The sequence below is a fragment of the Streptomyces sp. NBC_01591 genome (genome assembly GCF_035918155.1).
Taxonomy (GTDB): domain Bacteria; phylum Actinomycetota; class Actinomycetes; order Streptomycetales; family Streptomycetaceae; genus Streptomyces.
Genome location: NZ_CP109327.1, coordinates 7492041 through 7509827, shown reverse-complemented (window position 1 = coordinate 7509827; position 17787 = coordinate 7492041). Strand labels below are relative to the sequence as shown.

Sequence of the window (17787 nt, the reverse complement as noted above, 5' to 3'; positions counted from 1 at the left end):
GACCGCGCCCGCCGACGGAGCGGCAGGCGGGCGGTTTCCATCGGGTGAGGCGGGGTCAGCCCGCGAAGGCCGTCCCGGGCATTCCGCGCCCCGCGTCCGGCAGCACCAGCAGCGAACCGGACAGCGGGTGCGGGGCGGCGAGCCCGGTGCGGGCGGTGGAGATGTAGAGGTCGTTCAGGTCGCTGCCGCCGAAGGCGCAGGCGGTCGGGCGCCGCACCGGGAGCCGGACGATCCGGTCCAGGGCGCCGTCTGCCGTGTACCGGCGCACCGCGGCGCCGTCCCAGAGGGCGACCCAGACGGCCCCGTCGGCGTCGACCGTCAGTCCGTCGGGGAATCCCGCGCCCTCCTCCACGGTGGCGAACGGGCGCCGGTTGACGGCGCGTTCCCCGTCGAAGTCGAAGACGTCGATACGGCGCGTGGGTGTGTCGATGAAGTACATCAGCAGCCCGTCCGGGCTCCACCCGATGCCGTTGCCGCACGCCACGACGGGCAGCACCGTGGTCACCGCGCCGTCGGCCGCGATGCGGGTCAGGCTGCCTCCGTCCGCGGCTCCGTCGTAGCGCATGGTGCCCGCCCACAGCGCCCCGTCCGGTGCGACCGCCGCGTCGTTGCCGCGTCGGCCCGGCTCCGGGTCGTGGGCCAGCCAGCGGAAGGCGCCGTCGGCGTCGTACAGGCCGATGCCGTCGCGCAGATTGACCACGAGTCCGCCACCGGCGCGCGGCTTGGCGGCACCGACGTGCTGTTCGGTCGCCATCACCGTACGGCGGCCGCTCACCGGGTCGTAGGTGTGCACGCGGGCGGAGACGATGTCGACCCAGATCAGCTGGCCGGTGGCCTGATCCCAGGTCGGGCCCTCGCCGAGCTCGGCCTGCTCTTGTACGGCCACGTCCAGGTGCGGTGCGTTCACTTCTGCCTCTCGTGGTGTCGAGCACAGAGTAATCGCGGGGCATTTGGCCCGGCAATGCCGCAGGCCCCCGGGTGACCTCAGGCCTTTCGGCCGAGCAGCGCGAGCAATCGGGCCTGCGGGTCGGCGTCCGGCGCGGTCTCGACGGGCGCGGCGAACAGGCCGCTCTGCGAGAGATCCTTCGCGTACGGCCCGACCTCACCGCGCGTGAACTCGACCAGCCGGGCGGGCAGCCGCTCGTCCGCACCGATCGCCCGGGACAGGTCCCAGGCGTGCACCACGGCGTCGGCCACCATCTGCGCGCAGTAGGCGGCGGCGACGCTGTCCCCGTACGACAGGTTCACCGTCCGTTCCAGGGCGCCCGGCGCCTCGAATGCCCTGCGCGCCCCGTCCGCCGCCCGGTCCCACACGGCCACGGGGTCGTCGCCCAGCACATCACCGTCGAAGGCGTCACCGACATCGGCGACGGTGCGGCCCTCGGTGACCAGCGGCAACCACCCAGAGCTGCTCGGAGGTGAGATGGGCGACCAGGTCTCGGACGGTCCACTCGGTGCACGGCGTCGGCGCGGACCACTGGTCCTCGCGCACCGCGTGCACCCGGTCGGTGAAGAGCTGGAGCGCCTCGCCGTGGCGGTCGAGGAGTTCGCTTACGGAGACAGATGCCATGCGTCCACTCTCCCCGGCCCGGAGCCGGGGCGCGAGTGCGCGCCTTCCATATAGCAAGACGCGTATCTCATAATTCGACACTGCGGCGTACGGTGGCCGTACCGATCACCGCTTCGCGGCTCGCGTTTCCAGTCGCGTTCCGAGAGAGGATTCACGGCCATGCCGAAGGAGACCGCCGTCTACACCCACGGCCACCACGAGTCGGTGCTGCGCTCGCACCGCTGGCGCACCGCCGCCAACTCCGCGGCCTACCTGATCGACGAGCTCCGCCCCGGCCTGACCGTGCTGGACGTCGGTTGCGGCCCCGGCACCATCACCGCGGATCTGGCCGCGCTGGTCGCTCCCGGCCGGGTGACCGCCGTCGACACCGCCGAGGAGATCCTGTCCCAAGCGGCCGGCGTCGCGGCCGAACGCGGGCTGGACAACGTCGAGTTCGCCACCGCCGATGTGCACGCCCTGGACTTTCCCGACGACTCCTTCAACGTCGTCCATGCCCACCAGGTGCTCCAGCACGTGGGCGACCCGGTGCAGGCGCTGCGCGAGATGCGGCGCGTCTGCCGCCCCGGCGGCATCGTCGCTGCCCGCGACAGCGACTACGCGGCGATGACCTGGTACCCGGAGGTACCCGGCCTGGACAACTGGCTGGATCTGTACCGCCGGGTCGCCCGCGCCAACGGCGGCGAGCCGGACGCGGGCCGCCGGCTGCTCTCCTGGGCCCGCCGGGCCGGCTTCACCGACATCACCCCGACCGCCGCCAGCTGGTGTTTCGCCACCCCGGAGAGCAGGGCCTGGTGGAGCGGCCTGTGGGCGGACCGCACGGTCGGTTCGGTGTACGCGAAGATCGCCGTCGAGGGCGGCCGTGCGAGCACCGAGGATCTGGCTGAGATCGCCGCCGCGTGGCGCGAGTGGGGCACGCGGGACGACGCCTGGTTCATGGTCCCGCACGGCGAGGTGCTCTGCCGGGCCTGAGCGCGCCGCCCCTCCCCCGAATCGATCACGCGCCGATGTGCCGCCAACTACCCTTGTGCGCATGGACATTCTGGGAACAACGCTGCGTATCTGCGTCGACGACCTGGAGGCCGCGGTGGCCTTCTACGAGGACCTCACGGGCAGTTCGGCGCTCCGTTTCGAGCGCGGCGGGGTCTCGGTCGCCGCGATCAGCTGCTTCCTCCTGATGAGCGGACCGGAGCCGGAGCTGGAGATCCTGCGCAAGGTGACGGCGACGATCGCGGTCAAGGACGCCGGCGACGCGCACGCCTCCCTCACCCGCGTCGGTGCCCGGATCCTCGCGGGGCCGGTACCGACGCCGGTCGGCCGCAATCTGATCGCCGTGCACCCGGACGGCTCGGTCTTCGAGTACGTCGACCGGACCCTGCCGTCCGGCCGGTGAGGGCCGGACAGGCATCAGTGCCGCCTCGTCAACGCTTGGGGCGCATCCGGTAGTTGTACATGTCGGGCAGCGGCTCGTCCGTGAGCCGGGCCCACACCTCGTCCAGGATCTCCGCACCCTCGCGCAGATCCGCGACCTCGAAGCCCTCGTCGAAGACGGCCCGGGCGGCAACCCGGTCGCCCTCGGCGATCAGCAGCCGGGCCTCCAGCAGGCGGAAGCGGCCGCGCTGCCGGACCACCGGAGGAAGCGCGGCCCATACCGCTCGGGCCGCTGCGGGGCGCCCGGCCGTCAGCAGCGCCTCCACCGCCTCCCGGCCCAGCGCCGCGGTGGCCGCCGTCCAGGCCTCGCCGTCGTCGCGGCGTTCCGCGCACAGGTCGTCGAACGCCTCGCCGTAGAGATCCGCGGCCCGGTCCCACTGGCGGCCCTCCTCGGCGGCGACGGCGAGGCACCGCAGCAGCGGCCAGCGGGACGGGGCGAGTACCAGTCCGCGCTCCCAGCTGCGGACCGCCTGGGCACGGTCACCGGCATGCCACTGGGCGACGCCCAGGTGGTACTCGGTGAGGGGTTCGGCAGGGGCCGTCTCCAGCATGTCTCGCCAGTGCGGGGAGACCAGTGAGGGGCCGGGCGGGGCCACCCGGCGCGGCTCGGAAAAGGTGCCCTGATCCAGCAACTCCAGCCAAGGTTCCTGCTGTTCACCGAGAGTGGAGTCGGCGAACGGAGTACCGGGAAGCTCGTACTTGCCCCGCCTGACCTCGAGCGCGCCCCAGCCCGAGCCGGTGGCGAGCGACTCACCCGGTTCGGTGTCGGCGCAGGGGCGCCAGGCGGCGTGGGCGGCCTCGACATCGGCGCGCGGCAGCACCTCGGCGAGCCGTTGTTCGGTCTCGGCGCGGGCCGCCGCCCAGTCCTCGCCGTGCACGACGAGGGGGTCCGCGGACAGCGGCCCGTACGACTCCAGCCAGCTGAACTCGGCACCCGGTTCGAGGGGGACGTGCTCCAGCTGGGTGCGGGCGAGTCCGGCCTGGATCTCGGCGTACCCGACGGTGCCGGGCTCAGTGAGCCACTGCTGCCAGCGCCGGCCGCCCGCGCCGCTTCCCCAGAGGAACAGCTTGCGGCCGCGCAGCAGATCGGTCGACGTCTGGACGAGCCCGTGGCCGTCCTCGTCGAGCGAGGCTATCCAGCGGCGGGCCCCGTCGGGCACCTCGTAGAAGTAGTCGGCGGGGAAGTCGCCGCGCAGCGGGTACGTACGGTCGACGGAGCCGGTCACGGGTACCGGGACCCGGGTCAGGGTCCGTTCGTACCCGAAGTGCCATGCCTCGTCGGCGGGGGCCAGGACGCGGGTGCGTTCGCCTTCGGGCACGGCGATGTTGGACCACCAGTACACGGGTGCGGTGTGTTCGTGCGGATTACGGATCCGCACGCCGACGTGCAGGAAGTCGGAGTCCTCGGGCAGCCACAGGTCCACCTGGAACGGCAGGTCGCGCAGCCGCTCCCACTCCCAGAGGCGGACCATCTCGCCCCCGTCGGGCGCGGGCACGCGGGCCGCGTGGAGCGGGGCGCAGGACAGTGTGGTGTGACCCGTGGCGCCGATGTTCCATTCGATGCCGCCGGAGAACCAGGCGCCGTTGAGCGCGAAGTCGGCGGGCTGCAGAACGGGGTTGCGGTAGAGGAGTTCGCGGCCGGTCGGCTTGTGGTGGAGGGAGTGGATGCGGCCGCCGAGGCCGGGCAGGACGGTGGCCCGCAGCCGGTCGTTCTCGATGACGATCGCGTCGAGTCCGGCGGGGGTGCGCTCGCGCCCGTATCCGTCGAGGATGCGCACCGGCAGCACAGTGGCCAGTGGCTCAAATCCGATCTGGCGTGCCATGTCGCGTGGCAGTGTGGCCCGGTCACGTTCGTCGACCACATGCATCTCGTCGAGCGGCCGCAGCGCGGGCAGCGGATTCTCCGGGCCCAGTGGCGCGGCGGGCAGAGTCAGTACGGCACGTCGTACGGTCGTGGCCAAGACAACCTCGCTCCCTCGCACGGGCCGCCGCAGGTCCGGGCGCCCCCGATGACCATGGAACACGCTGGGCGACGCCCCGGCCAGGGGCGTCGCCGTCAGACTTCGGCAAAGACCGCGAGGGCGGCCCGGGGCCTGTCTCCCGTCCCGCCCGTAATTCGGATGCGTTGCGTCCGTACCGCCGTAATCTTGGCCCTCGACGGATCACGAGCGGTTGCCGATGCGGCACGCCCGAACGGAACGCGGAGCGGAACACGATGAGCACGCAGCACACCTACCGAGTGATCGTGCGCGGCACCTGGGACGGCCTGACGGACGCCGCCCGTGCCCGGCTGCTGTCCGAGGTGGACGGACACGGCCTGAGCGCGATGCAGTTCACCGAGGAGGGATCGCTCGCGTACGACCGTGTGCTCAAGCACTTCAGCTTCCGGTACATGGTCGTCTCCGACGCCGAGGACGGCGAGGAGATGGCGGGCGCGATCGCCGAGGACCGGGCGGAGACGTTCCTGGACGAGCAGGGGTACGGCCATGGCGCACTGCGGTCCACGGTGACGGACATGGACACCATGAAGATCAACTACAAGGGTCGGCGGACGTCAGGGGCGGCGTGACCGCGCACCGATGACGTACTCACCGACCGCGACATCGTGGTCAAGGTGCTCGCGGCGGACAAGGACCCCGCCGAGATCAAGGCCGGCGAGCTGGCACAGGGTGAAGCCGTCACGATCGGCGCGGACGACGACGCGTCGGAGATTCTCCGCACGATGAGCGAACACAAGGTGCGTCGACTGCCGGTCATCGACGGTCATGTGCTGGTCGGGACGGTCGCCCAGGCCGATGTCGCCCGGGCACTGCCTGATCCGGTCGTGGGCGACCTCCTCGAAGCGCTGTCCGCCGGCTGACCGACCGGGCAGCCGCACCGCACGCAGAGAAGGGTGTTCCCCCCGCAGGGTGGTCCGGCGACCGGGCCGAGGGGTTCAGGCGTGATCCACGAGCTGGGACTGGGACAAACCTTTCTCACGCGCGCAGTGTGCACAGCAGAAGAACTGGCCGTCGGCTTGCATGCCGTGGCCGAGGATGCGGCACTGGCAGTTGACACAGATCGGGGCGATCTTCTGGGCAGCGCACTCGATGCTGTCGAAGATGTGGACCGCTCCTCCCGCGGCACGCACCTCGAACGCCAGCTCGTAGTCGTTGTGGCAGACCTCGCACACGGCCATGGTGATCATTCCTTGCTGCCGGAATCGATGAAGTGGGGCACCTGCACGCGAAGACGCGGCGCCCCGGACATTAGCGAAAGACCGCACCGATCCTCCGGCAGCGCGCGGACTGCGACCGACCGTTCTGCCGGAATCACTCACACAGCAGCCTCGCGCCCACGCTCGGGTCCCGATAAGTCTCGGTTAAGGGCAGTCCCATATGTGATCCACGCCCCCAGGCACGTGCGAGGTCCGCTGCGTGGCTGGGCCGGGGAGGTGAGTGGCGGGTCTGTCGTGGTGGCACAGGTTCTCCGCCCCAGACCTGTTGGCTGGGTGACCGCACCCCGCACTGCGGGACACCGAAGCCGAGAAAGGGACTGCCATGGGACACGGCGGCAATGCGATTGAGGAACTCATGGCTGACCACCGTGAGGTGGAGGAGCTGTTCGCGCAGATCGAAGCGCAGCCCGTCGGCCGTCCGCAGCGGCGGGAACTGGCGGACCGGCTGACGGCGGAACTGGTGCGGCACTCGGTGTCCGAGGAGATGCACTTCTACCCCGCCGTACGAGAGCACGTCAGCAACGCTGCGGTGCTGGCGGACGAGGAACTCGCCGATCACGCCGAGGTCGAGCGGACGCTGGAGGACCTCGAAGACCTGAAAGCCGACGATCCACAGTTCAACGACATCGTCGCGAAACTGAAATTCGAGGTCGCTGCCCACCTACGCGAGGAGGAGAACGAGCTTTTCCCGAAACTCGCGGCCTCCTGTTCACCCCAGGAACTGGACCGACTGGGACAGTTCATCCGCCGGGCCAAGGAAACCGCCCCCACCCGCCCGCACCCCTCCCTCCCTCCCTCCCTAACACTCCACCCGCCAACAAGCTGCTCGCGCCCGGCGCAGGCCTCGTCGACCGCGTGCGCGACCTGCTGACCGGCCGCAAGACCTGACCCCGGCACGGCCAATCGACGCCTCGCCCGGCAAGCAGACCCCCGAACGATTCGTTCACTGGAAAGAGCATCGGATGCCTGCACCCGAAAAGATCACGCACCTCCTACGATGACGTCGCGGCGAAGATGCGCGAACGGATGGCAGCCCTGCCCAAGGACGAACGGGCCGAGTTGGAGGAGGCCGCCGCGTTCCTCCGCCGGGTCCGAGCCGACGGCGACCACAAGCTCCTCCCCTTGACCGTCGTCTCCAAGAACGGACGTGAGATGGCTGCCCGAACCCCCGCGGAAGTCCTCGCTGAATCCCGGCGGAGGACCAGCCTCCTCAAACGCCAGCGCGTGCTCGACACCATCCGGCTCATGCTGGACGACGGTGAGCCGATCTCCATCGCCGCCGTCGCTCGCGCTGCGAAAGTGTCGACCTGGCTCGTCTATGCCGAGGGCGTACGCGAGCACGTCCAGGCGGCCATCCAGCGGCAGGGACAGGCTCCCGTCTCCGCAGCTGCCCAAGGCCGCAGGGAAAGGCCCGCCGGCCTGCACGCCGACCTGGCCATGGCTCGCAAGGAGATCAAAGAACTCCGCGCGGAACGCGATCAGCTTCGGATCGCTATGCGGCAGCAGCTCGGACATCAACTCGATCAGATCAGCAACCGAAAGCTGACCGAGCGGATCACCGAACTCACGGCGGTCAACAGGAGGCTCGAACACGGCCTGGCCCAGTTCCGTCCGCTCGCCGACTACGTCAATGAACGGGACCGGGACCTGGCCTCGGCCCGCACCGGCTGCGGCAGATGATCCGGGACGAGAACCGGCAGTAGCTGGTTCAGAAGGACCGGTAGATGCGGTCGGGATCGGCGAAGGCTGCCTCGGCGAACTCCGCGAAGTCCACGTTGGCGATCGACAAATTTGCGTGCACGTCGTGGACGCCGGCCGGGACGGTCCGGAACTCTCGGGGCAGCCGGGAGTCGATGAGCTCCTGGTAGTACACCGGGTCGAGCTCTTCCTCCTCGGTAATGTCGAGGGCGAGCAGCGCGCGATGAGCAGACTGCATCGTGACCCGGTCGGCGAGGAACACAACGCTCAGGTTCTCGTCCCTCCTCGCCTCGTTGAGGACCTCATCAGACGTGAGATCGGCCCAGGCAGGATTGTCGACGAGGTGAACAGAGGGCTCAAACTCGCCGTCGTCTCCCCACGGCTGAGCCAGGTCCGCGACCACCGCCTGCCATGCGGCCTCGTCCCCATAGTCGGTCCGGATGATCAGGGCATCGAATTCGTCACGCCCTAGAATCTCAGGCAGCGCTTTCATGCATCCCCTCCCACAGTGCCCGGCATGGGTCCGGCTGTCTCACGAGCCACCGAAAGCACCTTCGCACGCCGCCTTGACCCTCATTGTTGACGCCACTGACCTTACGTCCCTACTCAAAGGGAAGGCTCCTGACCTGCGCAAATGGTCGCCAGATCTAGTGCCGCATCAGGCAGTGTTCGCCCTGTTGACGACCTGGCGTAGCCGTTCGTCGGCGGTGTGGTCGTTTCGCCAGACATCCGATGTGGTTGATCTGTCGAGCCGCCTCAGCGAGAACGGGTTCGGTGTGGGTGGGAAAGACTGTTGATTCGTCGTAGTCGATACTTCGGGTGAGGCAGTGGTGGAGGCAGCCCAGGAAGCGGTTGAAGAGGTTCCTCTGGGCGGCGGTGTGCCGGGCGCCGGCTTCTCGGCGGCGGTCGTAGTGGGCTCTGGCGCCAGGCCGATGGGCGGCGCCCCGCCCGTTCAACTCGGCCATTGAGAGTCCACCGACCTCACTGCCCGCTGCTACGTCATGACCGATGCAGGGTCCGGTCACTGCGCAGCGGTATGAAGTCCCAGTACAGCCTCTGCTCCTCGTCCACTACCGGCGTGTAGTCGTTGAGGGGCTGGTAGGTCTCGAGAGACGTGGCGATCACCTCCATGAGCACGGGCAGGGACGTCCACATCTCGTGTGATCCGCGCATAAGGCCTTCCGCGGCCTCGGCTTCGTGGACGCGCCCCCGGTCGATCTCGGGACGGTGGTCCAGTACGAGGCAACCCCCGCCGACATCCCGCGCAATGGGGATCAACTGCGGATGTCCGTACAGGACGCTGCTGGCCCCGATCTTCATGAAGTCGTAGTCCACCTCCCCTCCTTCCTCATCCGCCGTGCGCTTGTCGTAGAAGCCGGTGAAAAGTTGCCACGCAGCCGCTATCTCGCGTGCGCTCATCGGTCTGTAGAACCCTGGCAGCAGCGAGCCCCGCTGATCGAGGAGACCGTCGTGCCGCAGCAGCGACATCACCAAGGGCTTCAGCAGCGGCCGGCCGATGACGCGTTCGACTGCGGCAATGTCCGCCGGATCCGCGGGCGGCGCCAGCGCAGCGTAGGTCGCTGGCGCATGCTCGGCCAGCCAGTTCTCGATTCGCGTCCACGACTCACTGATCGGTGCGGTCATGGCACGGCATCCTGCCACCTGGTGCTGACACCCCCGGGGAACAGCCGGACGGTGGCCGTGACCCCGATACATCCGACTGGGGCCGTCTCTGGGCCGTGCGAGGGGACTCAAACGATGACAGGCGACGACAGCCGCCGACCGCTAACCCGCAGGCCAGAAGGGCGGTGGCTGGAGTGCGTGCAGGTCAGGAAGGCGCCGCGTCGCTTCTCCAGGAACTGGGTCCGTCGCTTGATCGGTTTGATGTGGCCGTAGAGCTTGTCCTTAGCCAGGTCGAGTGCGGCGAACAGGTGCCGGACGGCGCCGTAGCGATTGTAGGTCGCCCGCCGCCGTCGTCGCGGTTCGTGGTCGGGTCTCTTGCGCCTGCCGCCAGGCTCGGCCCACTGCCGGCCAGGATGGGGCATCAGATTGAGCGGACCGAACTCGTCCATACAGAAGACGACGCCGGGCTCACCGCCCTCGGGTATGACCTCTCCGTCGGCGGTCGCATACAGGTGCTCGACGCGCGCTGTCTTGGCCGCGTAATCGGGGTCACGGGAGGTCTTCCAGGTCTTCAGCCGTTGAAACGAGACGCCTTCCTCGCGGAGCGGAATGCGCAGGCCCTCGTGGCTGATGTCGTCGACCACCCCATCGGCGACCAGGAAGTCCGCCAACTTGGTCAGGCTCCAGGTCGAAAGGGTAAGGTCGCGCTCGGTCGGCTTGGACTTCGCGATCTCGCGCCGCTCGGGCAGCGTGAACCTCTTCGGCCGGCCGCCGGAGTACTTCGGATACAGCGACTCAAAGCCGTCGGCGTTGAAGTTGTGGATGACATCCCGGACCCGGTCATCGCTGGTGAACGACACCTCGGCGACCCGCGCCACCGGCATACCCTGCGCGGACAGCAACACCATCTGGGCCCGGCGCCACGTCACCACCGACCCACTACCCCTGCGGATGATCCGCAGCAGCCTCCGCCCTCCATCGTCATCAATCCCACGCAAACGCACCGGTGCGGCCATGCCCGCATATTCACTGGTTTCATGGGCGGCGCCATAGCAATATGTCCACAAGATAATAGACAGAGCGCTCTTGTTGACCTGAAATATCACCAAAGGAACGCATGGACACCGGATTCGACAGCCCCGCCTGGCACTACGGACCGCTGGCAACCCTGTTCTACGAACTCGACAAGCCTGTTGGCACCTCGTTCGGAGACGTCGAGTTCTACGCTGACCGCCTTCGGGACGTGTCCGGCCCCGTCCTGGAACCCGCCGTGGGCACCGGCCGAATCCTGATCCCCCTGCTCGAACAGGGACTGGCCGTGCGCGGCTACGACACCTCGGCCTCCATGCTGGAACAGTGCCGCACCAACTGTGCCCAGCGAGGCTTGAAAGCCGACGTGTTCGAGGGCGACATGACCACGCACCACGACCCCGGCGCCTTCGAAGCGATTGTGATCCCCACCGGCTCCTTCGCCCTGCTTCCCGACCGTGACAGCGCACAGACCGCGCTCACCGCCATGCACAACAACCTGACTCCAGCAGGCCGGCTGATCGTCGACATCGAACCGCCGTCCGCGGGCACAACTCCCGATACCGGAACGTTCCCCCACCACTGGAGCGGCAGCGATCTGCTCACCCTCACCACCTGGCGCACGCACGTGGACCCGGTAGCCCAGCGCACCACCCGCTGGTTGCGCTACGAAGCCTGGAAGGACGGCACGTTGACACGCACCGAGCTCCAGATCTTCTCCCTGCTGTGGTTCGGGCTGGGCGAGTTCACCACCATGCTGCACCAGACGGGCTTCACCAACGTCACCGTCCACGGCGGCTACCGAGCAGGTGCCGCGCCAAAAGCCGCAGACGACGTGTGGACCTTCGAGGCCACCCGTACATAGCGCGCCCGCCCACACCGCCAGGCCGCTCGGGCAAACGTTGCTTGATGCGGCACTGGATAAGCGTGCCGGTCAGCCTGTACACCGCGGTCGGGGACCACACGGTCCACTTCCACCAGCTGCAGCGCGGCAGTGCCGACCGGGTCCGCAACCGGCGGGTCCACGAAGGCACCGGCAAGGAAGTGCCGGCCGAGGAAATCGTCAAGGGCTTCGAGGTGGCCGAAGGCGAGTTCGTCCTCGTCGAGCCCGACGAATTGGACGAGATCGCGCCGGGCCACTCGCAGACCATCGGCATCAGCGACTTCGTCGACCTGCGCGACATCGAGCCGGTCTACTTCGACCGTACATACTACGTCGCCCCTCACGGCAAGGAGTACACCAAGGTCTACAAGCTGCTGCGGGCGGCGCTGGCGGAGGCGGGCAAAGTCGGCATCGCCACGTTCGTGATGCGCGGCAAGCAGTACCTCACCGCGCTGCGTGCCGAGGGACCCGTCCCGGTATCACGACACATACCAGGAGAAGGTGCAGGCGCTGGTGCGGGCGAAGGCCGAGGGCCAGGAGATCGCGGCGGTGGAGGAGGCGCCGCAGGCCACCAACGTCGTCGACCTGATGGCACTCCTGCAGGGCAGCCTCGACCAGGCCCAGGGTGCCAGAGACCAGGAGCCGACCGAGCCGCGGCAGAAGAAGACATCCGCCCGCAAGATGCGACAGCCGCAGGCGAAGAGGAAGACCGCCGCCAAGAAGGCCCCACCGAAGGCAGCCCGCGCGACGGCTTCAGCCCTCGGCCGGGGCGGGGACAAGAGCGAGCTTCGGCAGTTGAGCAAGTCGGAGGTGTACCAGCAGGCTGCCGGGCAGGACATCGCGGGCCGCTCCAAGATGAGCCGTCAAGAGCTCATTGACGCGCTCGCCAGGGAATGGTTGCCCACCGCTTGGGCGCCCCTCGGCCCTCCAGCCGCGTCGTGGTGGTCTGCGGCCCCGAGACGGGGTGGGCCCCCTGCCTGAGAGTCGACGTCAGTCACGGCGTCTCGTCTCTGTCCTCTTTACTTCCTGGAGGGGGTTACGTCCTCGTCCTCGTATTCGCCTTCCTCCTCTTCATCCTCGTAGTCGGCGCCCTGCTCGTCCTCGTAGTCCTCGTCCTCGGGCTCCTCACCTTCTGCGTCCTCCTGCTCGGCGGCCTCTTCTTCCACGGCGTCTTCGTGAGACACGACGACTTCACCGTCCCGAATTTCGCCGCGCCAGCCTTCGGGCTCCTCCTGGGCGAGGGTGACGTATCGCTGAAAGTGTTTGAAGTCGAGTCGCATTCGGCGTCCTTGGGCGCGCCACAGGTTGCCCGTCTTCTCGAAGAACCCGGACGGGTAGTACTCCACGACCAGGACAATTCGAGTCAGGCTGGGTGCCAGCTCATGGAAGCTGACCGCACCGCGGGTAGTTCCCTTGGCTCCCTCGGAGGTCCAAACGATGCGGTCGTCGGGAATCTGTTCCTGGACAGTCGCTTTGAAGCTGCGCGAGGAAGGACCGACTTTGACCTTCCAATCACTGGCCATCTCGTTGTCCTTCGAGACGTCGCGAACGCCCTTCGCGAAGCTGCTGAACTGGTCGTACTGCGTCCAGTGGTCGTACGCGACGCGCAGGGGCACTCCCACATCGAGAACCTCCATGATGTTCATGACTTTGCCGCCGCTCGACTTGCGTTTCCCCTTTCCACCGCCGAACGCTTCCTTGACGTTCCGCACGACGTTGTCCTTGAGGCCCTTGGCTTTCTCCCCGACGAATGCCTGCAGGGGGGAGTCGCCCTGGAGGATGCGGGAGCCGATTGCGGGAAGCGATCCGCTCTCGGCTACATCGGCAAGCTGCTCCGTGACGTCGGTCAGTTTGTCGCCCGCCTTCTCGGCGAGTCTCTCCACCTGCGCAGTGAGGAAGTTGGACAGCTCTTCACGAAGCCGATCCGCACCTGACTCTTCCACTGCGGGCTGGTCAATTTCCGTCCTGGCCATGACTGGCTACCTCCGCCGATCGGCGTGCTTGGATGCTGCTCGCTTCGCCGGAGCCGTCTTCCGGGCTGCGGTCTTCTTCGCCGGAGCCGTCTTCCGAGCCGCAGTCTTCTTCGCCGGAGCCGTCTTCCGGGCTGCGGTCTTCTTCGCCGGAGCCGTCTTCCGAGCCGCGGTCTTCTTCGCCGGAGCCGTCTTCCGAGCCGCGGTCTTCTTCGCCGGAGCCGTCTTCCGAGCCGCGGTCTTCTTCGCCGGAGCCGTCTTCCGAGCCGCAGTCTTCTTCGCCGGAGCCGTCTTCCGAGCCGCAGCCTTCTTCGCCGTCCGGGGCTTCTCTCCCTGGGCGGGAGCGGCCTTCTTGCGTGCCGCGCCTCCTCTGGGTTCCGTTCTGGGCTGGGCTGATCGCCGAGAACTACGCCGCTTCGGCTGCGTCTCTTCCGGCTCTTCCTCTTCCTCTTCCTCTTCTTCCTCGTATTCGTCTTCCGGCTGTCCCTCCTCTTCTTCCTCTTCCTCTTCCTCTTCCGGCTCCTCCTCTTCCTCGTACTCCGCGCCTTCCTCTTCCGGCTCGTACTCGTCCCCCTCTTCCTCCTCCTCGTCCTGCTTCTCGCCGAGCCGGGCCGTGCGATCGCTGAGAGCGTCGGCCAACGAACTCATGCCGCGGTCGGCGGCGGCCGTCACTGCCTTTCGGCCCACGTCGAGGACTTCCCCTTTCAGCTGCTCCTGCAGCTCGGCGAACTGGGGAATCTCGCCGAGTCTGCGCATCCCTTCGGCGGCAAGCTGCCGGGGTTCAAGACCGAATCGTCTGCCTGCCAGATAGGTTGCAATGGTCAGCGCTAGCCGGCCCTTCTTCGTCCGGCCCAGCACATAGCCGCCCACTACTGCGGCCGCGAGGGTCACCTTGGCTGTGTCATCCATGAGTGCGTCACCTTCGATCGTTCGGCGTAGGGCCGTTGTGCAGCATGTGGCCGGGCAAGCAGCCATTCCCCTTCTCGTCCGTCTCCGTCTTCAGTTCCCGTTTCAGTAAAGCCAGCTGGGCACGGAGCACTCCTGGGTCGTGCAGCTCGCGCTCGGCAGCGTCGTTGAGCTTCTCCGCCACCCAGATCACACCGCAGACCGATGCGATGGGCAGCGTGAGCAATCCCATGTCAGACTCCGGCGGCCCGAAAGTGAGTGCCTTCAGCGGCAACGAAGCCGCAGCAGGGCAGCGGGCCCGCGAGACGAAGTTCGACGTGTTCACGGTGCGCTTCGGTAATTCGCTCCGCCACACTTCGGAAGTCGTCGCTGTCTCCGCGGGTGACAAGGAAGGACACGTTCAGCACACGTCCCTGGACGTCCGGTCCGGTGGCCACCACGCGGGCCATGGGTGTGAGCTCGCGCAGGACTCGTCGGCTGACTTCGGCGGCCCTGTTCTCAAGAGCAGCCGCCACGGCCTCGCCCGGCCGGAGGCCGGCTCTATATCCGGGGCGTCGACGTACTTCCTCCAGCAGCCGCCGGACCTTCTTGTCCTCCGCGACGAGAATTGCAAGTGCGTTCTGTGTCGGGAGTGCCTTGACGTTGACCTCGACCGCGTCGGAGCGATACTCCAGTGCAGCAACGTGACCCGTCTCGCCAACGGCCAGTCGACCGCGCACGGTCTCCTCATCCAGAGCGACAATCCCGAACCGCATGGGCGGTACCGGGCCCTCATCCGAGAATCGCAGCAAAAGATCTCGGTGAGCCAACACATCACGCCGCCGGGCGCGGAGCTTCGAAAGAGCCTCACTGACGACTGCGTCAACCTGCCCGTGCCGGATCGTCCGCAGAAGGGCAGACGGGGTGCCCACGCCGCCGGCGTTCCTCGGCAGCAGCCGCAGGCATGGGTCGTCCTTCCGGTTGTTGGGCACACCTGCATCACTCATCGGCGGACCCCCGCCGATAGCGGCGGATCCTGCGGTACCCCATGAGTTCGCCGTCGCGATCGAGCTGTACCTCGTAGGTGGCAAGAAGGCTCGTTGTGCCTGGAAACCAGAGCAGTTCAAGGACGTCCACGACGACGCACCAACCGCCCTCGACACACGCCTCACCACTGGTCCGCCCTCCGTTGGATGGTCGATCAGCCCATTCAGGCTCCGGCAGGCAGGACGGGCAGCATGTTTCGCTCCACGCACGCATGGCGTGCGGCGAACTGCTGTCGTCAAGGATTTCCCGGCGCTCGGCCGACATTCTTCTGCCATGAATTCAAGTCTGATCGGTATCGGGCGCCTCGCACCTTGGGCGGCGCATCGGACGCTCCTGCCGGGGTGGCCCGCCGTGCGGTGATCGATGTTTGGCGATGTGTCGCTGCGGGGCCCAGGCACAGGTCGTACGGTCACAGAGTGCCGGCCGGGTGCGTTGTTCCATGGCTGTTGTCGCGGTGTATGCGAGGCTCCAACGCAGGGCAAGGACGGGACGCTCATGCAATTCCAGCGCGCGACGTTGCTCCCAGGAGCACCACTCTCATCGCCGCCTGAATGAGCGGGGACGGAACGGGACAGAGACCCTGCGCACCGATGCCTCACTGCCCACCGGGATCGGCAGGCAGACGCATTGTTGGAGCAGGCCCTCTCGGCCTGTCACTCACCCCGCGTCCTGGGGCATTCCTTCGACGACTTCTGCAAGTCGCCGCAGCATGCTGCGGTGCCGGATCTGCGCAACGGCTTCGAGAACTGTGTCGTGGAGACTTCCTCCCAGCCCGCGCAGCGGATGCTCGTCGAGAATGACCAAGGCTTTGTCGCCTACGGCCGGACGTCAATGGCAATCCGCGCCATACCCAACGGGCCCCCGTGCGCTTCCAGTTCCAGTGCGCGCATCGCGTCGAGCGACGGACCGTCGTACGTCCGCGGAACTCCTCCGGCCCCAGACGCACCGTATACTTGATCGACGATCCGAGTTCCGGCCAACGCCCGTTGCCCAGGACGGAGTCGAAGGTCCCCAACACCCAGTCCGCGTACCGGCTCTTGTCCTCCAGAACCGCCCAGAGGACGGGGACGGACGGGTTCCCGGGCGATGAGCTGCTCCCATCCGGGACGTTTGATTTCCGACCCTGGCAGCCATTTGCGGACCGGCACCATATACGAGCACACGGCGCCCAAGCACCCTGAGATCTGCTGGACGTCTCAATGGCCGCGTGTAAGGCCAGCCGGAACAAGCAGCTCTACCAGTAATGCCGTCGACCGCCCACCGCATGCCCGACGGCACCCAGGATCCAGAGAACGATGCCGATCGCGACGAGCACGATACCGATGGTCCACAGGATCGATATGCCGGCCACCAGGCCGATGACCAGCAGAATGACGCCGAGAATGATCATGGCGTCCTCCATTCTCGCAGGTCTTTTCAGTATGCGCCTCACGCATACACACGGCGATTCAGGCGAGGCGAGGGTTGCGGGGGATCCAAACAGCACAGCTGGTCACTGATGTGGACGAAACGTCAGCAGGACAGGACAATCTCAGTGCGCAGCACTGCTTCCATGCCGACGAATAGGCGACCGAGCCCGGCCCCGGCAGGACGGTGTCCAAGGAGGAACGAGCGAGGCCCTCGGTGACACAGGCGAGAGCGCGTCCGGCACAGTGAACAGCAATCCGGCAGAGCCTGCAAAAGGGGCCACGAGGTCATCGTGGAAACTGTCGCCTCGACCACCACCGGCACCAAGTCGAATGGTCTGATTCCGCACGCCCACCGACGTGGCCGCGTTCCCTGCGACAGCCAACGGCCCAACAAAGATCAAACCAGCACGTTGATTCTCTGCAAGCCCTTCTTAAGCGACGTGGCGGGCGCGGTGGCGGACTTCCCGGAGTCGGACCTCCGACGGGAGGCGGTCCAGGCCTGCCGAGTCCCGTGCGTGTGCGAGCGTTTCCCGGCTCAGTTGCCCTAGCGTCTGCGCTGGTTCCGCGTGAGGCCGGAGCAGCAGCCGCACTCGTGCGGCCGGAGCAGCACGCCGATGTGTCAGCCGCACATGAGCCCGCGAGACCCCGTCCAGAGCTTGCGCTTCTTCTGCGATCGCGTCCTCCATCGCGCGCCCGTTGAGTCGGACCGCCGCGTCGTCTTCGCTGTCGATCAGAACCTGACCCAGCCGGTGTCTACGCAGTTGCGCCAGAAACCACCACAGCAGCAGCGCGAGCAGCACGGCGAGCACGGCAATGACGGCCGGCCACAACCAGTCCTCCTCCCGCCACCGGGTGCTTCCCTCAGTGCCCAGCACCACATCGTCCGGACCTCGGAAGGGCCACCATCCCGGCACGTCAAAACCCCAGCGACGATGCAGATCTAGCCCGCCCAGCACCACACCGCCCCCCAGGGCAAAGAGTCCAAGGCCGATCAGCCCCAGCAGCACCCGGTTCACCGCCTTGAGCAT

General features: G+C 67.6%; 18 protein-coding genes and 5 pseudogenes. 8 read left to right on the top strand and 15 right to left on the bottom strand.

Annotated elements, in window-relative coordinates:
- Positions 1–55: 55 nt before the first annotated feature.
- Both OG978_RS34845 and OG978_RS34840 read right to left on the bottom strand, forming a co-directional pair.
- The gene (locus tag OG978_RS34845; RefSeq protein WP_326769033.1) at positions 56–907 is read right to left on the bottom strand and encodes an SMP-30/gluconolactonase/LRE family protein; all 852 of its coding nucleotides are present in this window, start codon (positions 905–907) and stop codon (positions 56–58) included.
- A gap of 77 nt (positions 908–984) precedes the next feature.
- Positions 985–1570 (bottom strand): annotated as a pseudogene (locus OG978_RS34840) (TIGR03086 family metal-binding protein).
- 159 nt (positions 1571–1729) lie between these two features.
- Between OG978_RS34840 and OG978_RS34835 the strand changes: the two are divergent.
- The gene (locus tag OG978_RS34835; RefSeq protein ID WP_326769032.1) at positions 1730–2539 is read left to right on the top strand and encodes a methyltransferase domain-containing protein; all 810 of its coding nucleotides are present in this window, start codon (positions 1730–1732) and stop codon (positions 2537–2539) included.
- Positions 2540–2600: 61 nt separating this feature from the next.
- Positions 2601–2960 carry a VOC family protein gene (locus OG978_RS34830; protein WP_326769031.1) on the top strand — a complete coding sequence of 120 codons (360 nt, stop codon included), beginning with the start codon at positions 2601–2603 and terminating at the stop codon, positions 2958–2960.
- Between the two features lie 28 nt (positions 2961–2988).
- On the opposite strand, the gene OG978_RS34825 is transcribed toward OG978_RS34830, so the two are convergent.
- Positions 2989–4959: a DUF5107 domain-containing protein gene (locus tag OG978_RS34825; protein WP_326769030.1), complete on the bottom strand. Its 1971-nt coding sequence runs from the start codon at positions 4957–4959 to the stop codon at positions 2989–2991.
- A 254-nt stretch (positions 4960–5213) separates the two neighbouring features.
- Here OG978_RS34825 and OG978_RS34820 point away from each other — a divergent pair, with 254 nt between their 5' ends.
- Both OG978_RS34820 and OG978_RS34815 read left to right on the top strand, forming a co-directional pair.
- Positions 5214–5567 (top strand): DUF6204 family protein, encoded by a 354-nt coding sequence (locus OG978_RS34820; protein WP_326769029.1) that lies wholly within the window; start codon positions 5214–5216, stop codon positions 5565–5567.
- A gap of 6 nt (positions 5568–5573) precedes the next feature.
- A pseudogene (locus OG978_RS34815) lies at positions 5574–5858 on the top strand (CBS domain-containing protein); the annotation flags it as partial.
- A 75-nt stretch (positions 5859–5933) separates the two neighbouring features.
- Here OG978_RS34815 and OG978_RS34810 read toward each other — a convergent pair.
- Positions 5934–6176, bottom strand: a complete 243-nt coding sequence (locus tag OG978_RS34810) for a hypothetical protein (RefSeq protein ID WP_326769028.1) — start codon at positions 6174–6176, stop codon at positions 5934–5936.
- Between the two features lie 361 nt (positions 6177–6537).
- Between OG978_RS34810 and OG978_RS34805 the strand changes: the two are divergent.
- Both OG978_RS34805 and OG978_RS34800 read left to right on the top strand, forming a co-directional pair.
- Positions 6538–7103, top strand: a pseudogene (locus tag OG978_RS34805) (hemerythrin domain-containing protein).
- Positions 7104–7241: 138 nt separating this feature from the next.
- Positions 7242–7895 (top strand): DUF6262 family protein, encoded by a 654-nt coding sequence (locus OG978_RS34800; protein WP_326769027.1) that lies wholly within the window; start codon positions 7242–7244, stop codon positions 7893–7895.
- Positions 7896–7923: 28 nt separating this feature from the next.
- On the opposite strand, the gene OG978_RS34795 is transcribed toward OG978_RS34800, so the two are convergent.
- The 4 genes and pseudogenes from OG978_RS34795 to OG978_RS34785 form a co-directional block, all read right to left on the bottom strand.
- Positions 7924–8406 carry a DUF6924 domain-containing protein gene (locus OG978_RS34795; protein WP_326769026.1) on the bottom strand — a complete coding sequence of 161 codons (483 nt, stop codon included), beginning with the start codon at positions 8404–8406 and terminating at the stop codon, positions 7924–7926.
- A 292-nt stretch (positions 8407–8698) separates the two neighbouring features.
- Positions 8699–8842 (bottom strand): annotated as a pseudogene (locus OG978_RS48415) (IS110 family transposase); the annotation flags it as partial.
- A gap of 70 nt (positions 8843–8912) precedes the next feature.
- Complete coding sequence (locus OG978_RS34790) at positions 8913–9557, bottom strand: SMI1/KNR4 family protein (protein WP_326769025.1); 645 nt, start codon at positions 9555–9557, stop codon at positions 8913–8915.
- Between the two features lie 206 nt (positions 9558–9763).
- Positions 9764–10552 (bottom strand): annotated as a pseudogene (locus OG978_RS34785) (helix-turn-helix domain-containing protein); the annotation flags it as partial.
- Between the two features lie 101 nt (positions 10553–10653).
- Here OG978_RS34785 and OG978_RS34780 point away from each other — a divergent pair.
- Positions 10654–11430, top strand: a complete 777-nt coding sequence (locus tag OG978_RS34780; protein WP_326769024.1) for a class I SAM-dependent methyltransferase — start codon at positions 10654–10656, stop codon at positions 11428–11430.
- 44 nt (positions 11431–11474) lie between these two features.
- Positions 11475–12326 carry a non-homologous end joining protein Ku gene (gene ku, locus OG978_RS34775; RefSeq protein WP_326769023.1) on the top strand — a complete coding sequence of 284 codons (852 nt, stop codon included), beginning with the start codon at positions 11475–11477 and terminating at the stop codon, positions 12324–12326.
- 141 nt (positions 12327–12467) lie between these two features.
- Here the strand turns inward: ku and OG978_RS34770 are convergent, their stop codons facing one another.
- The 7 genes from OG978_RS34770 to amaP all read right to left on the bottom strand — a co-directional run bounded on the left by OG978_RS34770 (position 12468) and on the right by amaP (position 17787).
- Entirely contained in the window at positions 12468–13421 is a 954-nt protein-coding gene (locus OG978_RS34770; RefSeq protein ID WP_326769022.1) for an SRPBCC family protein, read from the bottom strand.
- A 6-nt stretch (positions 13422–13427) separates the two neighbouring features.
- Positions 13428–14327 carry a histone protein gene (locus tag OG978_RS34765; protein WP_326769021.1) on the bottom strand — a complete coding sequence of 300 codons (900 nt, stop codon included), beginning with the start codon at positions 14325–14327 and terminating at the stop codon, positions 13428–13430.
- A gap of 7 nt (positions 14328–14334) precedes the next feature.
- Positions 14335–14556 carry a gas vesicle protein GvpG gene (locus OG978_RS34760; RefSeq protein WP_326769020.1) on the bottom strand — a complete coding sequence of 74 codons (222 nt, stop codon included), beginning with the start codon at positions 14554–14556 and terminating at the stop codon, positions 14335–14337.
- A gap of 1 nt (position 14557) precedes the next feature.
- Positions 14558–15295, bottom strand: coding sequence for a GvpL/GvpF family gas vesicle protein (locus OG978_RS34755; protein WP_326769019.1), 738 nt, complete (start codon positions 15293–15295; stop codon positions 14558–14560).
- A gap of 7 nt (positions 15296–15302) precedes the next feature.
- A complete protein-coding gene (gvpO, locus tag OG978_RS34750; protein WP_442817858.1) occupies positions 15303–15563 on the bottom strand; it encodes a gas vesicle protein GvpO in 261 nt (86 codons plus the stop codon).
- A gap of 1021 nt (positions 15564–16584) precedes the next feature.
- On the bottom strand, positions 16585–16740 hold the full coding sequence (locus tag OG978_RS34745) for a DUF6131 family protein (RefSeq protein ID WP_164495245.1): 156 nt from the start codon (positions 16738–16740) through the stop codon (positions 16585–16587).
- Between the two features lie 450 nt (positions 16741–17190).
- A complete protein-coding gene (amaP, locus tag OG978_RS34740) occupies positions 17191–17787 on the bottom strand; it encodes an alkaline shock response membrane anchor protein AmaP (RefSeq protein ID WP_326769018.1) in 597 nt (198 codons plus the stop codon).

Excerpts from the sequence above, each read along its gene's own strand:
- OG978_RS34790 (WP_326769025.1), bottom strand. The coding sequence starts at position 9,557 with ATGACCGCACCGATCAGTGAGTCGTGGACGCGAATCGAGAACTGGCTG.
- OG978_RS34830 (WP_326769031.1), top strand. The coding sequence starts at position 2,601 with ATGGACATTCTGGGAACAACGCTGCGTATCTGCGTCGACGACCTGGAG.
- ku (WP_326769023.1), top strand. The coding sequence starts at position 11,475 with ATGCGGCACTGGATAAGCGTGCCGGTCAGCCTGTACACCGCGGTCGGG.
- OG978_RS34810 (WP_326769028.1), bottom strand. The coding sequence starts at position 6,176 with ATGGCCGTGTGCGAGGTCTGCCACAACGACTACGAGCTGGCGTTCGAG.
- OG978_RS34820 (WP_326769029.1), top strand. The coding sequence starts at position 5,214 with ATGAGCACGCAGCACACCTACCGAGTGATCGTGCGCGGCACCTGGGAC.
- OG978_RS34795 (WP_326769026.1), bottom strand. The coding sequence starts at position 8,406 with ATGAAAGCGCTGCCTGAGATTCTAGGGCGTGACGAATTCGATGCCCTG.
- OG978_RS34770 (WP_326769022.1), bottom strand. The coding sequence starts at position 13,421 with ATGGCCAGGACGGAAATTGACCAGCCCGCAGTGGAAGAGTCAGGTGCG.
- OG978_RS34780 (WP_326769024.1), top strand. The coding sequence starts at position 10,654 with ATGGACACCGGATTCGACAGCCCCGCCTGGCACTACGGACCGCTGGCA.
- amaP (WP_326769018.1), bottom strand. The coding sequence starts at position 17,787 with ATGCTCAAGGCGGTGAACCGGGTGCTGCTGGGGCTGATCGGCCTTGGA.
- OG978_RS34835 (WP_326769032.1), top strand. The coding sequence starts at position 1,730 with ATGCCGAAGGAGACCGCCGTCTACACCCACGGCCACCACGAGTCGGTG.
- OG978_RS34800 (WP_326769027.1), top strand. The coding sequence starts at position 7,242 with ATGGCAGCCCTGCCCAAGGACGAACGGGCCGAGTTGGAGGAGGCCGCC.
- OG978_RS34745 (WP_164495245.1), bottom strand. The coding sequence starts at position 16,740 with ATGATCATTCTCGGCGTCATTCTGCTGGTCATCGGCCTGGTGGCCGGC.
- gvpO (WP_442817858.1), bottom strand. The coding sequence starts at position 15,563 with ATGCGTGCGTGGAGCGAAACATGCTGCCCGTCCTGCCTGCCGGAGCCT.
- OG978_RS34765 (WP_326769021.1), bottom strand. The coding sequence starts at position 14,327 with ATGGATGACACAGCCAAGGTGACCCTCGCGGCCGCAGTAGTGGGCGGC.
- OG978_RS34760 (WP_326769020.1), bottom strand. The coding sequence starts at position 14,556 with ATGGGATTGCTCACGCTGCCCATCGCATCGGTCTGCGGTGTGATCTGG.